Below are 19,484 nucleotides of genomic sequence, written 5' to 3' on the forward strand. Positions count from 1 at the left end.
TCCGGCCTCCGGAGCGGATCGCGCTTTTTCGAAAGGCCCATCCCTTGCCCACCTGGCTTCAACTCATGCTGGATTCGCTGCCGTCCCTGCTTTGGGCCGGGCTGACGTTCACCATCCCGCTGACGCTGCTTTCGTTCATTCTCGGCCTGGCGCTTGGCCTGGCAACGGCCATCGCCCGCCTCTTCGGGCCGGCGCCCGTCGTTGCCGTCGCGCGGTTCTATGTCTGGGTCATCCGCGGCACGCCGCTGCTCGTCCAGCTCTTCGTGATCTTCTACGGCCTGCCGAGCATGGGTATCCTGCTCGACGCCTTCCCGGCCGCGCTGATCGGCTTCACGCTCAATGTCGGGGCCTATACCTCCGAGATCATTCGCGCGGTGATCTCCTCGGTGCCGCGCGGGCAATGGGAAGCGGCCTATTCCATCGGCATGAGCTGGAGCCAGGCGATGCGTCGCACGATCCTGCCGCAGGCAGCCCGCGTCGCCGTGCCGCCGCTGTCGAACACCTTCATCTCGCTGGTGAAGGATACCTCGCTTGCCGCCGCGATCACGGTTCCAGAGCTTTTCCAGACCGCCCAGCGCATCGTCGCCACCACCTACGAGCCGCTGATCCTCTATATTGAGGCAGCGCTGATCTATCTCGCCATGAGTTCGGTACTGTCAGCCCTGCAAGTGCGGCTGGAGCGCCGGTTCGCCCGCTATGGCGGCTTCCTGGAGGCCCGGACATGATCGAGCTTTCCCACATCGAAAAACGCTTCGGCGACAATCTCGTGCTGAAGGACATCTCCGTGACGCTGGCCGAAGGCACGGTTACGGCGCTGGTCGGCCCTTCCGGCGGCGGCAAGAGCACGCTCCTGCGCTGCATCAATCTCCTGGAGATCCCGACATCGGGCTCGATTCGACTTGGCGACGAGGCGCTGGACTTTCAGCCCGGGCGCAAGACCGGCTGGCAGGCGATCCAGCGCCTGCGCCGCCAGACCGGGATGGTGTTCCAGAATTTTCAGCTTTTCCCGCACCAGACCGCACTCGGCAACGTCATGGAAGGCCTTGTCACCGTGTTGAAATGGCCCGCCGACAAGGCGCGCGCCCGCGCCATGGAGCTGCTTGAAAAGGTCGGCATGGCCCATAAGGCCGATGCCTGGCCGGCCACGCTTTCCGGCGGCCAGCAGCAACGCGTGGCGATCGCCCGCGCATTGGCGCCGTCGCCACGCGTTCTTCTCTGTGACGAGCCGACCTCGGCGCTCGATCCGGAGCTGGCAGAAGAAGTCGTCGAAGTGCTGAGCCGGCTTGCCCGCGAAGGCACGACCATGGTGATGGCGACGCATGACCTGAGGTTAGCCTCGCGCGTCGCCGACAAGGTGGTCTTCCTCGACGGTGGCGTCATCGTCGAAAGCGGCGCGCCGAAGACGATCTTCTCGACGCCCGAGCGCGAACGCACCAAGAAGTTCATCGCCTCGCTGAGTGCGCCGCACAGCTACGACATCTGAGCGACGTTTGGGGGCCGATCGCCCGGGTGACTGATAGCGGGCCAGGGTCGGTGGAGGGCGAACTATCTCTCATTCGCCATTCTCCACCCTCTCCTCCGTCATCCTCGGGCTTGACCCGAGGATGACGGAGGAGAGGGTGGAGCTCACCGGCAAGAACTGCGTACCAAGGCGTCTTGAGGCGCGGCGGAGGGCCGTGCTTGCGGCTGGATCCTCGGGTCAAGCCCGAGGATGACGACAGGGATGGCGGCCTATCCCCTCTCACGAAAACGGCCGGACTCACGCCCGGCCGTTTCTATTTATTCTTGCCCGAAACCTCAGGCGCCGAAAACGATCAGCAGGTCCTTGGCATCGATCTGGTCGCCGGCGCGCACCAGAACTTCGGCAATCGTGCCGTCCTTCTCCGCATGCAAGGCCGTTTCCATCTTCATCGCTTCGATCGACAGCAGCACGTCGCCCGCCTTGACCGCCTGGCCCGCGTGCACCGCGACCGTCGAGATCACGCCCGGCATCGGCGCGCCGAGCTGCGTAGCGTTGCCGGCCTCCGCCTTGCGGCGGATGGCGCTGGAAGCACCGCGGTTGCGATCGGGAACCTTGATCGGGCGCGGCTGGCCGTTGAGTTCGAAGAACACCTTGACCATGCCCTTCTCGTCTATCTCGCCCTGGGTCTGGTTGAGAATGACCAGCGTCTTGCCTTTTTCAAGGTCGGCGAACAGCTCCTCGCCCGGCGCCATGCCGTAGAAATAGGCCGGCGTCGGCAGCACGCTGACGGGACCATAAGTCTCCGCCGCCAGCGCATAGTCGGTGAAGACCTTGGGATACATCAGATAGGACGCGAACTCGTAGTCGTTGACCTCGCGTTCCAGCTTCTCTTCGATCGTCTTGCGCTCGGCATCGAGATCGGCAGCTTCGAGCAGCGAGCCCGGGCGAACCACATAGGCCTTTTCGCCCTTCAGCGCCTTCTTCTGCAGGCCTTCCGGCCAGCCGCCCGGAGGCTGGCCGAGGTCGCCCTTCAGCATCGACACAACCGATTCCGGGAAGGCGATGTCCTTGGCCGGGTTCTCGACGTCGGCAACGGTCAGGTCCTGGCTGACCATCATCAGCGCCATGTCGCCGACGACCTTCGAGGACGGCGTCACCTTGACGATGTCGCCGAACATCTGGTTGGCGTCGGCATAGGCCTGCGCCACTTCGTGCCAGCGGGTTTCCAGACCGAGCGAGCGGGCCTGCTCCTTGAGGTTGGTGAACTGGCCGCCCGGCATTTCGTGCAGATAGACTTCCGATGCCGGTCCCTTGAGATCGCTTTCGAAGGCGGCGTACTGATGGCGCACCGCTTCCCAGTAGAACGAGATGCGGCGGATCCATTCCGGATCAAGGCCCGGGTCCCGTTCGGAGCCGCGCAAGGCTTCGACGATCGAGCCGAGGCAGGGCTGCGAGGTGTTGCCGGAGAGCGAATCCATCGCCGCATCGACGACATCGACGCCGGCATCGACGGCAGCCAGAACGGTCGCGGCGGCAATGCCCGACGTGTCGTGGGTGTGGAAGTGGATCGGCAGATCGGTCGCCTCACGCAGCGCCTTGAACAGCACGCGGGCTGCAGCCGGCTTCAACAGGCCAGCCATATCCTTGACCGCGATGATATGTGCACCGGCCTTTTCCAGTTCGGCGGCAAGCGCGGTGTAGTACTTGAGATCGTATTTCGGCCGGGCGGCATTGAGAATATCGCCGGTATAGCAGATCGCCGCTTCGCAGATCTTGTTCTCTTCGGCGATCGCCTCCATCGAGACGCGCATGTTGTCGACCCAGTTGAGGCAGTCGAACACGCGGAAGACGTCGATGCCGCCCCTTGCCGCCTGGCGGACGAAGTATTTGACGACGTTGTCAGGATAATTCTTGTAGCCGACGCCGTTGGCGCCGCGCAGAAGCATCTGCAGCAAGAGGTTCGGCGCATCCTCGCGGATGCGCGCCAGCCGGTCCCATGGATCTTCGGTGAGGAAGCGCATCGAGACGTCGAAGGTCGCCCCACCCCAGCATTCGAGCGAAAACAGATTCGGCAGAGCCCGCGCATAGGTGCCGGCGACACGGGCGATGTCGTAGGTGCGCATGCGAGTGGCGAGCAGCGACTGATGGCCGTCGCGCATGGTCGTGTCGGTGACGAGCACCTGCGGCTGCGCCCTGACCCATTCGGCAAATTTCTTCGGGCCGAGTTGGTCGAGCATCTGCTTGGTGCCCGGCTTGATCTCGCCGCCGATGAACGGCACGACGGGGGCGGCGATCTCATCCGACGGACGCGGACGGCCCTTGGCTTCCGGATGGCCGTTGACGGTAACGTCGGCGAGATAGGTCAGGAGCTTGGTCGCGCGGTCCTGGCGGCGCACCTGCTGGAAAAGCTCCGGCGTCGTGTCGATGAAGCGCGTGGTGTAGGTGTTGTCGTGGAATTTCGAGTGGCTAATGATCGCTTCGAGGAAGGTCAGGTTCGTGGCCACTCCGCGGATGCGGAATTCGCGCAGCGCGCGGATCATGCGCTGGATCGCCTCGTCGGGGTTCGGCGCCCAGGCCGTCACCTTTTCCAGCAGCGGATCGTAGTAGCGGGTGATGACCGCGCCCGAATAGGCGGTGCCGCCATCGAGCCGGATGCCGAAGCCGGTTGCGCCGCGATAGGCAGTGATGCGGCCATAGTCCGGAATGAAGTTCTGCTCGGGATCTTCCGTGGTGATGCGGCACTGCAGCGCGTGGCCGTTGAGGCGGATATTTTCCTGCGACGGCACGCCGGATTCCGGCGTGCCGATGGCATAACCGTCGAGGATGTGGATCTGCGCCTTGACGATATCGATGCCGGTGACCACCTCGGTCACCGTGTGCTCGACCTGGATGCGCGGATTGACTTCGATGAAGTAGAATTTGCCGCTGTCGGCATCCATCAGATACTCGACAGTACCGGCGCCGATGTAGTTAGTCGCCTCGGCAATGCGCTTGGAATAGGCGGCAAGCTCTTCGCGCTGGCTGGCGTTGAGGTAAGGCGCCGGCGCGCGCTCGACGACCTTCTGGTTGCGCCGCTGGATGGAGCAGTCGCGCTCGAACAGATGCACGACGTTGCCGTGGGTATCGCCGAGAACCTGGCTTTCGACGTGGCGGGCACGCTCGACCAGCTTTTCGAGGTAGACCTCGTCCTTGCCGAAGGCGGCCTTGGCCTCGCGCTTGGCTTCCGTCACCTCGCGGGCGAGATCCTTCGGGTCGCGGATCGCGCGCATGCCGCGCCCGCCGCCGCCCCAGGAAGCCTTCAGCATCACCGGATAGCCGATCGCCTCGGCCATCTTCGCCACTTCAGCCATGTCTTCGGGAAGCGGTTCCGTCGCCGGCACGACCGGTACACCGATCGAGATCGCCAGGTTGCGGGCGGCAACCTTGTTGCCGAGCTGGCGCATGGTTTCCGGCTTCGGGCCGATGAAGGTGATGCCGGCCTCGGCGCAGGCCTCGGCGAATTCGGGGCTTTCCGACAACAGGCCGTAGCCCGGATGAATGGCATCGGCGCCGGAAAGCTTGGCGACGCGGATCACTTCCTCGATCGACAGGTAACTCTCGATCGGCCCGAGGTCCCGCGACAGATGCGGGCCGCGGCCGACCTGATAACTTTCGTCCGCCTTGAAGCGGTGCAGCGCCAGTTTGTCCTCTTCAGCCCATATCGCGACCGTTTTCAGACCTAGTTCATTGGCCGCGCGAAACACGCGGATTGCAATTTCGGAACGGTTGGCAACAAGGATCTTCGAAATGGGCAAGTCGGACTCCTCAAGACTTGAAACGCGGGAAATGCTGCACCCGCGAAGTAAAGTATTAGCGGGTCGCGGAATGAAGCGCAATTTCAGAGTCGAGCGGAAATCCGAGAGAAATGGATCAGGAAATGAGCCCCAGCCGGAAGGCGATCGCCACGACGTGGTGACGGTTCTTGCCCTTCAGTTTCTCCTGGATGCCGTTCATGTACCAATCGACTGTGTGACTGGAAATATCGAGCACCTTGCTGATATCGTTCGAGGTCATGCCGTCGGCGAGATAGTTGAGCGCTTCCATTTCGCGCCGCGTCATCTGCACTTCGACACGCGATGCGAGTTCGGCTGAAATCTCCGGATCGGTCAGTTCCAGCAGTTTCCAGAACAGACGCTTGGCAATCTGGTCGAACAGGCTGATTTCAATAGGGCTCAAATCGACGACGCGGCCGCCGACCGTGAGATTGCCCAACAGGCCGCGGCGGCCGTGCACCGGAAAGATGTAACCGTCATAGAGGCCGTGGTTGCGGGCCTCGATCATCATGCTTTCCATGCGCTTGCGATGCGGGTCGGAACGGAAGGCAAACAGTGTGTCGCGCCAGCGGAAGCCGCGCTGGGCGTGACCGAGGTAGCGGATGGTCGGATCGATCACGACAAACTTCTTGCGGATGTAGATCTGCGGCCAGCCTTCCGGCCAGCGACCGGCGAGCAGCAGCCTCAACGGGTTTTCGTGAGGCTTCGGCTGCCTGACGACCCCGTAGAAGTCGAAGCCGCAGCGGTCGAGCAACCGTTCGAACTCCGGTACGATTTCTTCGCGCGTCTTCATCTCTTCGATCAGCGCAAGAAATTGCACAAGCAGCGTGATATTCATGGATCACCTTCCAGGTAGAACACGTGTGCGAGGGCCGGAAACCGGACATGAATGAACCGTTCAGGGGCCATTCATGTTGCACCCGCGATAATTCGACATACCACGCCCGGTCTTGTGCGAAAATCGCGAGAAATCGGAATTGGACGGAAAAGATAGCAGACTATGAATACTCTCGCCAAGCCCAACGACGGGCGAACGGAGTTTCGCTATCAAAACCGCCTCAAGCTCCTGTTTTTCCTAAAATATCGCAAATGACCGTCCCAGAGCGGCCTTGGCGGCCGGCAAATCGCGGCCTCGTGCCCGACGGCCGGAGGTGTTGAGGCGTGACGCATTTGCCGCACGAATGTTTGGTGCGGCGCAAAATCCGGTACCCGGAAGGGGTGAGACAGTGTCATTGTTCCAAGTGTATGCAAGAGCGCTTCAGTATCTTGCGGTTCACAAGTTCCGTGTCTCGGCGATCGTGCTCGCCAACGTCGTGCTCGCCGTCATCACGATTGCGGAGCCGATCCTGTTTGGTCGCATCATCGACGCCATTTCCTCCAAAGGCGCAGTAACGCCGATGCTGCTGATGTGGGCAGGCCTGGGTGTGTTCAACACCGTCGCCTTCGTCCTCGTCGCCCGCGAAGCGGATCGGCTGGCCCATGGCCGTCGCGCCACGCTGCTGACGGAAGCCTTCGGCCGCATCGTCTCGATGCCGCTCTCCTGGCACAGCCAGCGCGGTACGTCGAACGCGCTGCATACGCTGCTTCGCGCCTGTGAAACGCTGTTCGGTCTCTGGCTCGAATTCATGCGCCAGCATCTGGCAACGGCGGTAGCGCTCGTCCTGCTCATCCCGACCGCGTTTGCGATGGATGTACGCCTGTCGCTGGTGCTCGTCGTCCTCGGTGTCTCCTATGTGCTGGTCAGCAAGGCTGTCATGAACCGCACCAAGGAAGGCCAGGCCTCGGTCGAGAACCACTATCACACGGTTTTCTCCCACGTTTCCGACGCCATCAGCAACGTTTCGGTCGTTCACAGCTACAACCGCATCGAAGCCGAAACGCGCGAACTCAAGAAGTTCACCGAACGCCTGATCTCCGCCCAGTTCCCCGTGCTTGACTGGTGGGCGCTGGCAAGCGCGCTCAACCGCGTCGCTTCGACCATCTCGATGATGACGATCCTCGTCATCGGCACCGTGCTCGTCCAGCGCGGCGAACTCGGCGTCGGCGAAGTCATCGCCTTCATCGGCTTTGCCAACCTGCTGATCGGCCGTCTCGACCAGATGAAGGCTTTCGTTACGCAGATCTTCGAAGCCCGCGCCAAGCTTGAAGACTTCTTCCAGCTCGAAGATTCGGTGCGCGAACGCGAAGAGCCGGCCGGTGCGATGGACCTGGGCGCGGTCAAGGGCGAAGTGGAATTCCGCGACGTGTCCTTCGACTTCGCCAACACCACGCAGGGCGTGCGCAACGTGTCCTTCACGGCCAAGGCCGGCCAGACGATCGCGATCGTCGGCCCGACCGGCGCCGGTAAGACCACGCTCGTCAACCTGCTGCAGCGCGTTCACGAACCGCGTGACGGCCAGATCCTGATCGACGGCGTCCATATCGCCAAGGTCACGCGCAAGTCGCTGCGCCGCTCGATCGCCACCGTCTTCCAGGACGCCGGCCTGATGAACCGCTCGATCTGCGAAAACATCCGGCTTGGCCGCGACGACGCGTCGCTCGACGAAGTGATGGCTGCCGCCGAAGCGGCTGCCGCCAGCGACTTCATCGAAAGCCGCAACAATGGCTACGACACCGTCGTCGGCGAACGCGGCAACCGCCTGTCTGGCGGCGAGCGCCAGCGCGTTGCGATTGCCCGCGCCATCCTCAAGAACGCACCGATCCTGGTGCTCGACGAGGCGACCAGCGCGCTCGACGTCGAGACCGAGGCTCGGGTGAAGGATGCGATCGATGCGCTTCGCAAGGACCGCACCACCTTCATCATCGCCCACCGCCTGTCGACGGTGCGCGAGGCCGATCTGGTGATCTTCATGGATCAAGGTCGGATCGTCGAGATGGGCGGCTTCAACGAGCTCAGCCAGAGCAACGGCCGCTTCGCCGCCCTGCTTCGCGCCAGCGGCATCCTGACGGACGAAGACGTCCGCATGAGCCACACGGCGGCCTGAGCCGACGCCTTATAGATCACGCAATGCAAAAGGCCCCGGACCCTCCGGGGCTTTTTTCGTTCATGCCGCTCGCATTGACTTGGCTCTTGCAATCCCGTTCAAGTACTGCGCCGTCGTTTGCTGGACGGCACTGCATGCAGCCGCCATTGGCGTCATGGGTTCTCGGTCAGAACGGCCAGCGAATTCGGCGTTAGCGAAGGCCAGCGAACATCCTTCGGAAGGTAGGTCACGATTGACCGTTTTATTCGATGGTCGGGTCATGGCTGATTATCATCAGTTCTAGCTCGCAGACGCTTCCAACAACCTACATCTCCCATCGAACTGGACAGACGAAGACTTCAAGATCCGAATGCTTGCAGGCAACGATGCGCTGGTCGTCGTGACTGCTCGGAACAGGGATGTTGCGGTTATCGTGGAACTGCACGAACAGATGCCGAAGATCGACATCGAAAATGCGGATCATGTCGTCATCGGACGGCTCCACACGTCAGGCCAAATCGTCATAGCCGGGCTAACTGACTATCTTCAAGAGGTTCATGTTCGCGTTCCTGCGGGGCATCTGGACGCCATGGTCGTGTCGACCGGACTTCGCACCCTGAGTGACGTCGGCCTACGCCGGGCGTCTTTATTAGACGCGCAAAGGTCGCTGTAGCCCTTTGAATGGCTGCAGTTTTTGTCCTTCAATCGAATAAGATTAAAGGAAACATGCAGTAGATGGCGATGATCGGTACCGCGTGTATCTCTGGGCCCTGCGAAGCAGGCGGAATTACTGTCCTGCGCGCCAATGGCAAGACGATCGAACTCGAGGGTAGGGGCCCCCAAGTTCCGCGGCCGGCTGCCTACACATTTGAACCGGCGGCCGAGCCTTGATGCAAACCCTTGGTCGTCCTTATCGTTTCATCATGTCGCTCGCATCGGTTTCGCGCTGACGACGCCCCGCAACCATTCCAGATAGTAGCCGTAAACGAAGTGCAGGCCGATGCCGACGATCACGAAGAGCGTGCCGGCGATCGGGTTCCGGCCGGTCACGAACAACAGCACCTGACCGACCATCGCCAGGATAGTGCCGAAAATGAAGATCGGCAGGGAATGGCGGCCGACCATCGCCAGCGGGTGGTCGGCATCGAGCCGGGCGAGGCGATTGACGGCGGGAATGACGGCGACGAGATAGGCGATCGCGAGAACATGGCTTAGCCGCGTCAGTGACAGGAAGGTCTTGTCGAAACCGGTCAGCACCGCCGGAAGACCGAAGGACAGGTCGATGTTCCACCAGGAGAAGAGAACCCACAGCGCCGAAACGACGAGATAGATCGCGGCGATCGCGATCAGCAGCGGCCTGCGCGGCAGGACTGCGCCCTGGCGGATCGCGGTCATCGAGACGATGCCGATGACGAAGAGGAACTGCCAGGACCACGGATTGAGAAACCAGTAGCCCTCGTCGAGGAAGTTGGAGGGCACCAGCTTGAACACCCCGGCCACAAGCCAGAGCAGCGCGGAAAACACGAGGAGCAGCCGGCTGCTGATGCCGTTCAGCCAGAGGATGCCGGGCAGCATCAGGAACAGCACCGCATACATCGACAGGATGTTGTTATAGCCGAGTTGGTGCCCGAGCAGGACCATCGCGACGATGCCTTGCTCGGTCTGCTCGACGAAGGGTCGGATGTTTATCTCGCTGATCAGGTCCTGCCGGCCGAAATAGAGGGCGCCGCCGGCAAAGATCGCCAGTGTGACGATACTGGTCATGATATGGGCGACGTAGAGCGCCAGCGCCCGCCGCCAGATCTTGAGCGTCAGCGCCAGGCATGCGCCGGACACGAACTTGCCGCCATAGGCAAGCCCGACGGAGAGGCCAGAGATGAGCACGAAGGCCTCGGCCGAATCCGAGAAGCCGAAGTTCTTGTGGGTCAGATATTCGAGATATTGCCCGGGCACGTGGTTGACGAAGATCGTCAGAAGGCAGAGCGCCCTCAACACGTCGAGGCGCGTGTCGCGCTCCTTGGGAACCATGCGGGCGGATATCGTCGGGTTCGAGCCGCCCCCAAATGTGTTTTGCAGCATGCGGTCTAGTATCCGGGATCTGGCGCCCCTGCCCCACCCCTGTTGAAACGGGCACCGGACATGCGCTTAGCCCCAGGGGCAAGCGCATGTTCGATGCCGTCGATCGATGCACGAGCCCGTCAGGGTTCGTGCCGCCGGCAAATCAGCAAGAAAAAACCGGCCTTGCCCGTTCGGGTGCAAAGCCGGTTCCAACGTTCATTCAATACCGGCAGTTACAGCAAAATGCCTTCATGCGCGTTTTTTGTGACACTATTATTGATGCTGACGATCGGCTCGCGACTTTTTGCATCGCGCTTGACCGAAATCTTGTGCTTCGTGCCGTTCAGCGTCACTTCCGCCGAGTAGCCGTCCCAGGCCTCCGGCAACACCGGTCGGATGACCAGCTTGTCGCCATGTCGGCGGATGCCGAGAATACCCTCGACGCCGGCGCGGTAGAGCCAGCCGGCCGACCCGGTATACCAGGTCCAGCCGCCGCGTCCGGCGAGCGCGCCTTCGCCATAGATATCGGCGGCGACCACATAGGGCTCGACCCGATAGTGGTCCGCGTCTTCGCGGCTGAGGGCATGCGAGACAGGGTTCAGCATCTGGAAGACACGCCAGGCTTCCTCGGCCCTTCCCTGCTCGGCAAAGGCCAGCGCCACCCAGGTCGCCGCATGGGTATATTGGCCGCCGTTCTCCCGTACGCCAGGCGGATAGGCCTTGATATAGCCCGGGTCCTGCCTGGTTCTTTCAAGCGGCGGCGTGAACAGCCGGACAATGCGGCGATCCGGATCGACGAGTTCGGCCATGACCGCATCCATCGCATTCTGCGATCGCTGCTCGTCACCCTCGCCTGAAAGCACGCTCCAAGACTGGCCGATCGAATCGATCCGGCATTCGTCGCTTTCGCTCGATCCGAGCGGCGCGCCATCGTCGTAGTAGCCGCGACGATAGTAGTCACCATCCCAGCCGGCTTCGTCGAGCACCTTTTTCAAGGTGGCGAGATGCGCTTCCCAATGGCTGACGCGCGCCTTGTCCTTGCGCTCGCGGGCAAAGGGCAGGAAGCCGCGCAGCGTGCCCGCCAGGAACCAGCCGAGCCAGACGCTGGTGCCGCGGCCGGCAATGCCGACGCGGTTCATGCCGTCGTTCCAGTCGCCGCCGAGAATGAGCGGCAGGCCATTTTCGCCGCTGCGCTTGATCGCGAGATCGAGTGCGCGGGCGCAATGCTCGTAGACGTCGGCGATCTCGTCCGAGATCTCCGGCTTGTAGAAGCTGTCGTGCTGCCCTTCCTCGAGCGCCGGTCCGGTGATGAAGGCGATCTTCTCACCGAGAATGTCGGCGTTCCCCGTCACTTCGCAGTAGTGCGTGACGGCATGGGCAAGCCAGACGACATCGTCCGAGATCATTGTTCGCACGCCGGCGCCGGTGCCCGGCAGCCACCAATGCTGCACGTCACCCTCGACGAACTGCCGCGCGGCCGCGTTGAGGATCTGTGCCCGTGCCAGTTCCGGCCGATGGATCAGGAACGCCAGCGTATCCTGCAGCTGGTCGCGGAAGCCGAAGGCGCCGCTCGCCTGGTAGAAGGCCGAGCGTGCCATGATCCGGCAACCAAGGCTCTGATAGGGCAGCCAGTTGTTGATCATGGTGTTGAAGGCCGCATCCGGCGTTTCCACCTTCACGATGTCGGTGAACTCGGTCCAGAAGGACTTGGCGGCGTCCATGACGGTGTCGAACGCAGTCTGGCGCAACTCGCCGAGAACCGAGCGCATCTGCTCGTCGTTGTCGGCGTCGCCGAGGATGAAGGTGAGCTGCTTTTCGGCACCGGGCTCGATCACCAGATCGGTCGCCAACGCCGCACAGGCGTCGCCATCCACATCGATCGAGCCGGAAAGCTCGGCGCCAGCGAAAACGGCCTGCGGCACCAGAATGCCGCCGACCCGCCCGAGGAACTCGCGACGGCTTGCCGTATGGCTCACACCTTCACCGCCATCGACAGCAAAGAAGGCCGAACGACCGGCATAGTCGATGCTGTAGGGGTTGGTTGCAACCAGCGCATCGGAGGCTTCGTCCCAGGTCGACAGAACGAAGGGCGCCATGCGGGCCCGGTTGTTGCCGAGCACCCATTCGGCAAAGCCGTAGACCTTCAGCTGGCGGGCAGCCGTGGAGCGGTTGCGGATCGAGATGCGGACCAGCTTGGCCGGCAAGGTCCGGTGCACCGTGTGGGCTGCCTCGATATCGAGATCGTCCTGTGTGCTGCGGAATGTCGAATAGCCAAGTCCGTGGCGCGTCTCGAAGACGACCGACCGGCTGCGCGACAGGGCAGCGTATGGCGTCAGCACTGCGCCGCTCGCCATGTCGCGGATGAAGACCGCTTCGCCCGGCCGGTTGACGACCACATCGTTGGCCCACGGCGTCAGCTGGTAGTCGCGCGAGTTGCGGCTCCAGGTGAAGGCGGCCCCTTCGGCCGAAACGTGGAAGCCGAACTGCTCGTTGGAGATGACGTTGATCCACGGCTGCGGTGTCGCCTCGCCGCCGCGCAGGCGCACGACATATTCGCGCCCACCTTCGGCAAAGCCGCCGTAGCCGTTCCAGAAATCGAGACCGTCACCGACAATCTCCGCATCGACGGCGTCGGCCGGCTGCTGCGGGGCGGCGAGCAGAGCGAAGTTGCTTTCGCTGCCCTTCACCGGTGGCGTCGAATAGAGCGAATTGGCGCGGGCGATCTGGTCGGAGATCGTGCCGTTGCGGGCATGGAAGACGGCGCGGGAAGCCGACAAGAGCGTCGACCAGGTCTCCGCCTCCATCAGGTCGCGGCGCACCGAGAAGATGTGCTGGCGCGGACCGTCGGAGAGGCCGCGAAGCCTCAGGTTCTCGCACATCGAATCGAGCGCGTGCTGCATGTCCTGGGCATAGGACGAGGCCCGCTCGTTGATGATCACCAGATCGGCGGTAATGCCGCGCGCGCGCAGATATTCCTGTGCCCTGAGGGCCTCACGAGCGATGCCGAGGTCACCGTCATCGTTGATGCGCAGGCAGAAGATCGGGAAGTCGCCCGAGATTGCCAGCGGCCAGAGCGTTGACTGCGACGCGAGCCCCGCCTGAACCGTTGCGGTATCGGCGCGCAGGTGCATGTCGGGGTAGACGAGGTAGCGTCCGAGCATCTGGAAGCTTGCGGCCTCCTGCGAGGTGACGCCGACATGGCGCATCTGCACCTGACTGCGCGTCCAGGCATGGATCAGCTCGTGATTGAAGGTTTCCGTGTGCCTGTAGCGATCGATGGCGCGGTCGACGGCCTCGCGGTTCGGGGCCGCGATCGTCCAGAAGACGACGCTGACCTTCTTGCCGGCCGGAACCCGAACGACACGTCGAAGCGACATGATCGGGTCGAGCGTAAAGCCATCGGTTCCCGAAAGCACCGCGTCGGTGTCGAAGGCGGCGGCCTCGGCAAGGGTGCGCCCCTGGCCGATGAAGCGGCGACGGTCGGTCTCCGCCTCGGTCGGACGGTCGCTGCCGGCATTATCGGTGACGAGATGCGCCACTTCCATATCCGGATCGCCTGAGCTGCGCTTGTTGCGGCTGACATGGATGACGTCGCCGCGCCGGCTGATCTCCGTGCGCAGGAACATCTTGGAGAAGGCGGGATGCGCGCTGTCGGCCTCGTCGGTCGACAGCACCGGTTCGGCATAGGACGTCACCTCGATGAAGCGGTCCTGCGTTCCGGTGTTGAGCAGGATGACGCGGCGGCCTTCGGCATCGTGCTCGGTGGCAACGATGCACTCGACTTCGCTGGTGAGGTCGCCGACGGTCTTGACGAATTCGGCCTTGTCGTCACCGAACCGCGTCAGGAGCTTTTCGCCGACGGCGCGCCGGGGCTCGGCGGTGGCCGACCACCAGTCGCCCGTCGTCGTGTCGCGCAGGAAAATGAAGGTGCCCGTGCGGTCCTCGACCGGGTCCGGCTTCCAGCGGGTGACCGACTGGCCGTTCCAGCGGGCATAACCGGCACCGGTTGCCGTCAGCATGACGGCGTAGTGGCCGTTGGACAGGAACACGGTTTCGCGGTCCTGGGCGAGCGGGTTTTCGATGACCCGAACCTCCGGACGCAACAGATCGTCCTGGCCCTTGCCGAGCGATTCCGGCTCGCGCTTGGCGTTCATGATCGGAATATCGCGCGGCGCCTTTTCCTGCAGCAGCAGTTCGGCCGCCTCGATTACCGGATCGGCGTGGAACCATTCGCGCAGCCTGCCGGTGAATACGACGTTGGCGACAGCGGCGATCGACATGCCATGGTGGTGGGCATAGTAGTTGCGCACGACGGCGCATTTCTGCCCCTCGGGCACGCGCGTCGGCGTGAAGTCGACGGCATCGTGGAAGCCGTAAACGCCGAGCGCCCCGACTTCGCGCAGTCGACCGAGATTGGCGAGCGCCGCCTTCGGATCGTACATGCAGGCGAGAATGGAGGCGTAGGGCGCGATGACGGCGTTCTGCCCGAGGCCACGCTTGAGGCCAAGCGTCGGCACACCGAAGTTGGTGTACTGGTAGGTCAGCTCGTGGTCGCGCGCATTGAAGGCCGCTTCGGAGATGCCCCACGGCGTGCCGAGACGGCGGCCGTGATTGATCTGCTCCTTGACCACCAGATTGTTGGTCTGGTTGAGGATACCGCCCTGCCGCTCCTGCATCACCAGCGGCGGCATCAGATATTCGAACATCGAACCGGACCAGGAGATCAGCGCGCCACGCGCGCCGATCGGCACGATCGGACGGCCGAGCTTGTACCAGTGCTCGGTCGGCAGGTCGCCCTTGGCGATCGCGAACAGGCTGGTCAGACGGGCCTCGGACGCCAGAAGATCGTAGCAGGCCTCGTCGAGCTCATTGGCGTTGACGCGGAAGCCGATTGACAGCAGGCGACGCTCGGGCCGGAACAGGAAGCCGAAATCCATCGAGAAGGCGATGTCGCGAGCACGATCCTTTAGAACCGCCAAGCGCTGGCGCAGCGCTTCGATGGCGCCAAGATCGAACACGCCGTCGGCAATATGCGCTTCGCAGGTGGTGACCAGCGCGTTCGCCCACTTCGTCACTTCGCTGCTCTGGGCCGTGCGAACCTCATGGTCGAGGTTGACGGTCAGCTTGTGCATGTCGCGCGCCAGAACGGCGAGATTGATCACGCGGATTGATGCGAATTCATGCTCGCGCTTGACGGCAGCCAGAGCATTCTGGAAGCCGACGATGCGCTCCTCGATCAGGCGGCGCAGCGGGCGAACGGTCTTGCGGTCGTCAGGCAGGTCGTTCAGCACCTCGGCAAGAATGGCGACGACGTCGCCAATGCCGTCAAGGCTGCCCTGGACATGCGCCGACGGCGCTTCCGCCCATTCCCGACACATGGACGACACGGCGATCAGGTGGCCGGCAAGATTGCCGCTGTCGACCGACGAGATGTAGCGCGGCTCCATCGTTTCGAGCGTGTTGGTGCGGTACCAGTTGAACAGGTGGCCGCGATATTTCGGCATCCGGTCGATGGTCGCAATCGTCTGCTCCAGGCGGTTGATCGTTTCTTCGAAGCCGATCCAGCCGAAGTCGCGTGCCGACATGACCGAGAGTAGGTAGACGCCGATATTGGTCGGCGAGGTGCGCTCGGCCAGCACCGGCTGCGGCGTTTCCTGGAAGTTGTCCGGCGGCAGAAAATTCTGCTCGGCGGTCACGAAGGTCTCGAAATAGCGCCAGGTGCGCCGCGCGATCAGGCGCATTTCCTCGATCGCCTCGTCGGAAACGACCAGCTGGTCCTCGGTTTCGGCCGATTGGCTGACGAACCACGCGACAGCGGGAGAAAGCGCCCAGAGCAGGGCAAAGGGAATGCCGATGAAGGGCAGGCCGGTATCGGAAATCGCCGCAAGCGCCAGCGACAGAACCGACAGCGCCGGTGCGATCCACATCGCCTTGTAATAATCACCGATGCTTCCATGCCCGGCACTTTGCACCTGGGCAGCGGTGCGCCATTCCAGCATCAGCTTGCGGCTGACGAAGGTGCGGTAGAGCGAACGCACGATCGCGTCGCCCATCATCGCCGCGCCATGGGCGATGAAGACGATGCGAAGGGCGACCTGGGCATTGGCGGCACGAACTTCGGTCAGCACAGCATGGAGGTGGGCACGGGCGACGATGTCGTTGCGGCGCGGCAGGAGGCCATTGATCAGCGACAGCGTCGGGGCGACGAACAAGCTGAAGATCAGCACGATCTGCCAGATCAGCGCCTCGGTCGGCTGCATGTAGTACCAGCCCATGACAGAGGCGACGAGCCAGGCGCAGGGGATCAGCGAACGGCGCAAATTGTCGTACATCTTCCACCGGCCGAGCATCGACAGGCCGTTCGACGGGTTGAAGATATAGGGCAGCAGCTGCCAGTCGCCGCGGGCCCAGCGATGCTGGCGCGACATCTCTACCTCGTAGCGGGTCGGGAAATCCTCGACGAGTTCGACGTCCGTCACCAGCGCGCAGCGCACAAACGAGCCTTCGAGCAGGTCGTGGCTGAGAACGGCATTTTCCTCGATCCGCCCCTTGAGCGCGGCCTCGAAAGCATCGACGTGATAGAGGCCCTTGCCGGTGAAGCTGCCTTCGCCAGCGATGTCCTGGTAGACGTCGGAAACGGTGAAGACATAGGGGTCGATGCCACGATTGGCCGAGAAGATGCGCTGGAAGGCCGAGGCTTCGCTTCCAGTCGTCAGCGACGGCGTCACGCGCGGCTGTAGCAGGCTGTAGCCGGCAATCACCTTCTGTGTTTCCGGGTCGACGATCGGGCGGTTGATCGGGTGGTACATCTTGCCGACGAGCTTCGTCACCGCGTCGCGCATCAGGCGCGTATCGGCGTCGAGCGTCATGACATATTGAACGTTCTCCGGCACGGTATTGGCGCCCTGGAGGAACGAGGTGTCGCGATCGCCGCGCAGCAGCATGTTCAGCTCATGCAGCTTGCCGCGCTTGCGCTCCCAACCCATCCATACGCCTTCCGCCTCGTTGAAGAGGCGGCGGCGGTGCAGCAGGAAGAAACGCGTCCTGCCGTCATAGGCATAACGCGCCGAAAGCTCGGCAACCTCGCGCCGGGCATAGTCGAGAACATCGGTATCGGCCGGGGTTTCCTCGAACTTGCTGTCGATCCAGTCGCTGAGCAGCGCGAAAGAGATCTCGCCGCGCGGATTGGCGAGGTAGTGAACCTCGAGATTGCGCACGAGTTCGTCGACATGGTCGCGCTTGGAGATCAGGCAGGGCACGACGACGAGCGTGCGGGCATATTCCGGAACGCCATCGAGGAACTCATAGCCGACCAGGCGCGACGGTTTGACGAACAGCGTGACGAGCGTGTTGAACAGACCCATCGCACCTTCGGACGCCGGCAGCGCAAACAGCAGAAGCATGATCAGCTTCGCGCCGTTCGGAATATCCATCGGGCTGACGAAGGCATAGACGGCGACCATCGCCAGGATCGTCAGGAGAATGTTCGGTCCGGCGATCGCAAACCAGTCGAGCTTGCGGCTGAGGCGAATGATGCTCTGCAGCACCGACGGCCGGTAGCCGATCTTCTGCTCGAGCGCCTTGCGCTGCTTGCCGACAAGGAAGGAGCCAACGTTCGGCTCATGAAGCTCCGGCTCGACTGCAGCCACCGCTTCCGCTTCCTTCACCATCTCGATGGCGATCTGGGTGACTTCGTATTCGCTGTGGCCGGAGCGGCGCGCCAGCTTTTCGATCGTATCGCGGTATTTGTTGCGCGAGCCGAATTCGAGCGCGGCGTAATCGGAACCATCGCGCAGCGCCGCATCGATCTTGCTGACGCTTTCGAACCAGACGGCCCAGTCGGTATCGTCGATCTCGCGCAGGCTGCGGATGATGTTGCTCATCGTCGCATTGCCTGACGACAGGCGGTTCTGCTCGGCGACCAGCGCGTCCTCGACGTCGCTGCCGCGCTTCTCGAGCTGTTCCTCGATCCAGGCGATCACCGAGCCGGAGGTCTGCGAGCCATCGCGCATGCGGTAGAGCAGCTGGGCGACGAAGGTATTGTCCGCCGCAAGCGCCTCGGATTCGGCCAGCAGCGCTCGCAACTTTTCCGGGTCGTTGTGACGGATGATCTGGTCGGCGATGTCGTTGGCCTTGCGCCGCATGCCGCGCGAACGCTCGACGCGGATGGCGATGCGCCGCAGGTTCTCGATGAGAACGAAGCGCAGGATCGAGGGCAAGGCCCACAATTCGCCGATCTTGAACGTGTCGTGCTTCTGGAAGCCCTCGACCATCGCGGTAATGCTTTCCCGCGAGACCGTGCTGTGCGTATGGGCGACATAGAGCCAGGCGAGCGCCATCGTGCGCGGAATGACTGTTCCGGAGACGGACAGCGTGGGCAGCTGGCGATAGAACTTGCGCGGGAAGTCGCGGCGGACTTCCTGGATCGCTTCCTCGACCACGTGGTGGTTGTCGAGCAGCCATTCGGCGGCCGGCGTGATCGACGCCCCCGCTTCGACATCAGCCGCTGTTGCCCGATACACCCTCAGGATTTCGTTTTCATTCTCGCGGTGGCGCGGGCGGAATTCGAACGGGAAGAAGCCCGGCAGGGACGGTGCGCCCTTGAGCGCAAGGGTCTCGCCGCTTTGCCGCAGATCCTCCATCGAGAAAAAGGTCGAGCGGATCGAATCGTTGTAATCGATCTGTTTCGCTTCCGGTTCGCGAGAAGAGGAGGTCGGCGTGTTGTGAAGGGGCATGGGTGCTGGTTCTGAATCCAACCGGGGTTGATCGGCCCGGCTCTCGTTGTTCTGCCGGGTTGGCTGCGGTCCTGAAGTTCCAGGCTTGGCCGGCACGTTGCTAGACACGGTCATGTGTCCTCCCATCCGCCGTCATTTTCCGGCAAACCGGAAACTGGCGGAAACTGGCGCCGCCCTTGAACTGGGCATCAGAGAAAGCAAAGCCGGCGGCGCATTGGTTTTCAAGGCCGCGTGATGCATGAAAGTGGCATTTTTTAGCCGTGGTGCCAACAGCTTGCAAGGATCGGCGGCGCAAGTTTGGACGAATTGCGCACACTCTCATCGGGCGAAAACGCAATAGTCCGCGCTCGCCTATGGCAACCTCAAATCTATGTATCAATTTTGCCCCTTCCCGGCGCATCTCTGGGTAGCAGTCCGTCGCGAAACGCCGACGGCGTCAGGAAGGTTCCGGCCA

The 19,484-nt window shown here is 62.8% G+C and carries 8 protein-coding genes; 4 read left to right on the forward strand and 4 right to left on the reverse strand.

Features of this window, described 5'->3' with window-relative positions; all coding sequences use genetic code 11:
* Positions 1 to 44 precede the first annotated feature (44 nt).
* Positions 45 to 725 (forward strand): amino acid ABC transporter permease, encoded by a 681-nt coding sequence (locus J3R84_RS17390; protein ID WP_025425236.1) that lies wholly within the window; start codon positions 45 to 47, stop codon positions 723 to 725.
* Positions 722 to 1,483, forward strand: a complete 762-nt coding sequence (locus J3R84_RS17395) for an amino acid ABC transporter ATP-binding protein (RefSeq protein ID WP_025425237.1) — start codon at positions 722 to 724, stop codon at positions 1,481 to 1,483. Before J3R84_RS17390 ends, J3R84_RS17395 begins: the two co-directional genes overlap by 4 nt.
* Positions 1,484 to 1,797: 314 nt before the next feature.
* Here J3R84_RS17395 and pyc read toward each other — a convergent pair whose 3' ends face one another.
* Together pyc and J3R84_RS17405 are read right to left on the reverse strand one after the other, a co-directional pair.
* On the reverse strand, positions 1,798 to 5,256 hold the full coding sequence (pyc, locus tag J3R84_RS17400; protein ID WP_025425238.1) for a pyruvate carboxylase: 3,459 nt from the start codon (positions 5,254 to 5,256) through the stop codon (positions 1,798 to 1,800).
* Positions 5,257 to 5,371: 115 nt separating this feature from the next.
* The gene (locus J3R84_RS17405; RefSeq protein WP_057210879.1) at positions 5,372 to 6,112 is read right to left on the reverse strand and encodes a helix-turn-helix transcriptional regulator; all 741 of its coding nucleotides are present in this window, start codon (positions 6,110 to 6,112) and stop codon (positions 5,372 to 5,374) included.
* 388 nt (positions 6,113 to 6,500) lie between these two features.
* On the opposite strand from J3R84_RS17405, the gene J3R84_RS17410 reads away from it, so the two are divergent.
* Positions 6,501 to 8,258 carry a glucan ABC transporter ATP-binding protein/ permease gene (locus tag J3R84_RS17410; RefSeq protein ID WP_025425240.1) on the forward strand — a complete coding sequence of 586 codons (1,758 nt, stop codon included), beginning with the start codon at positions 6,501 to 6,503 and terminating at the stop codon, positions 8,256 to 8,258.
* 349 nt (positions 8,259 to 8,607) lie between these two features.
* Positions 8,608 to 8,910, forward strand: coding sequence for a hypothetical protein (locus J3R84_RS17415; protein ID WP_025425241.1), 303 nt, complete (start codon positions 8,608 to 8,610; stop codon positions 8,908 to 8,910).
* A 248-nt stretch (positions 8,911 to 9,158) separates the two neighbouring features.
* On the opposite strand, the gene J3R84_RS17420 is transcribed toward J3R84_RS17415, so the two are convergent.
* Both J3R84_RS17420 and ndvB read right to left on the reverse strand, forming a co-directional pair.
* Positions 9,159 to 10,316, reverse strand: coding sequence for an OpgC family protein (locus J3R84_RS17420; protein ID WP_025425242.1), 1,158 nt, complete (start codon positions 10,314 to 10,316; stop codon positions 9,159 to 9,161).
* A gap of 212 nt (positions 10,317 to 10,528) precedes the next feature.
* Complete coding sequence (gene ndvB / locus J3R84_RS17425) at positions 10,529 to 19,144, reverse strand: cyclic beta-(1,2)-glucan synthase (protein ID WP_203528727.1); 8,616 nt, start codon at positions 19,142 to 19,144, stop codon at positions 10,529 to 10,531.
* Between the last annotated feature and the right edge of the window lie 340 nt (positions 19,145 to 19,484).

Origin of the sequence: Ensifer canadensis (assembly GCF_017488845.2) — a bacterium.
In the GTDB taxonomy this organism is placed as follows: domain Bacteria; phylum Pseudomonadota; class Alphaproteobacteria; order Rhizobiales; family Rhizobiaceae; genus Ensifer; species Ensifer canadensis.

What these genes read in the sequence shown, in the direction of transcription:
- J3R84_RS17395 (WP_025425237.1), top strand. Translation starts at nt 722, where the DNA reads ATGATCGAGCTTTCCCACATCGAAAAACGCTTCGGCGACAATCTCGTG.
- J3R84_RS17405 (WP_057210879.1), bottom strand. Translation starts at nt 6,112, where the DNA reads ATGAATATCACGCTGCTTGTGCAATTTCTTGCGCTGATCGAAGAGATG.
- J3R84_RS17415 (WP_025425241.1), top strand. Translation starts at nt 8,608, where the DNA reads ATGCTTGCAGGCAACGATGCGCTGGTCGTCGTGACTGCTCGGAACAGG.
- J3R84_RS17420 (WP_025425242.1), bottom strand. Translation starts at nt 10,316, where the DNA reads ATGCTGCAAAACACATTTGGGGGCGGCTCGAACCCGACGATATCCGCC.
- ndvB (WP_203528727.1), bottom strand. Translation starts at nt 19,144, where the DNA reads ATGACCGTGTCTAGCAACGTGCCGGCCAAGCCTGGAACTTCAGGACCG.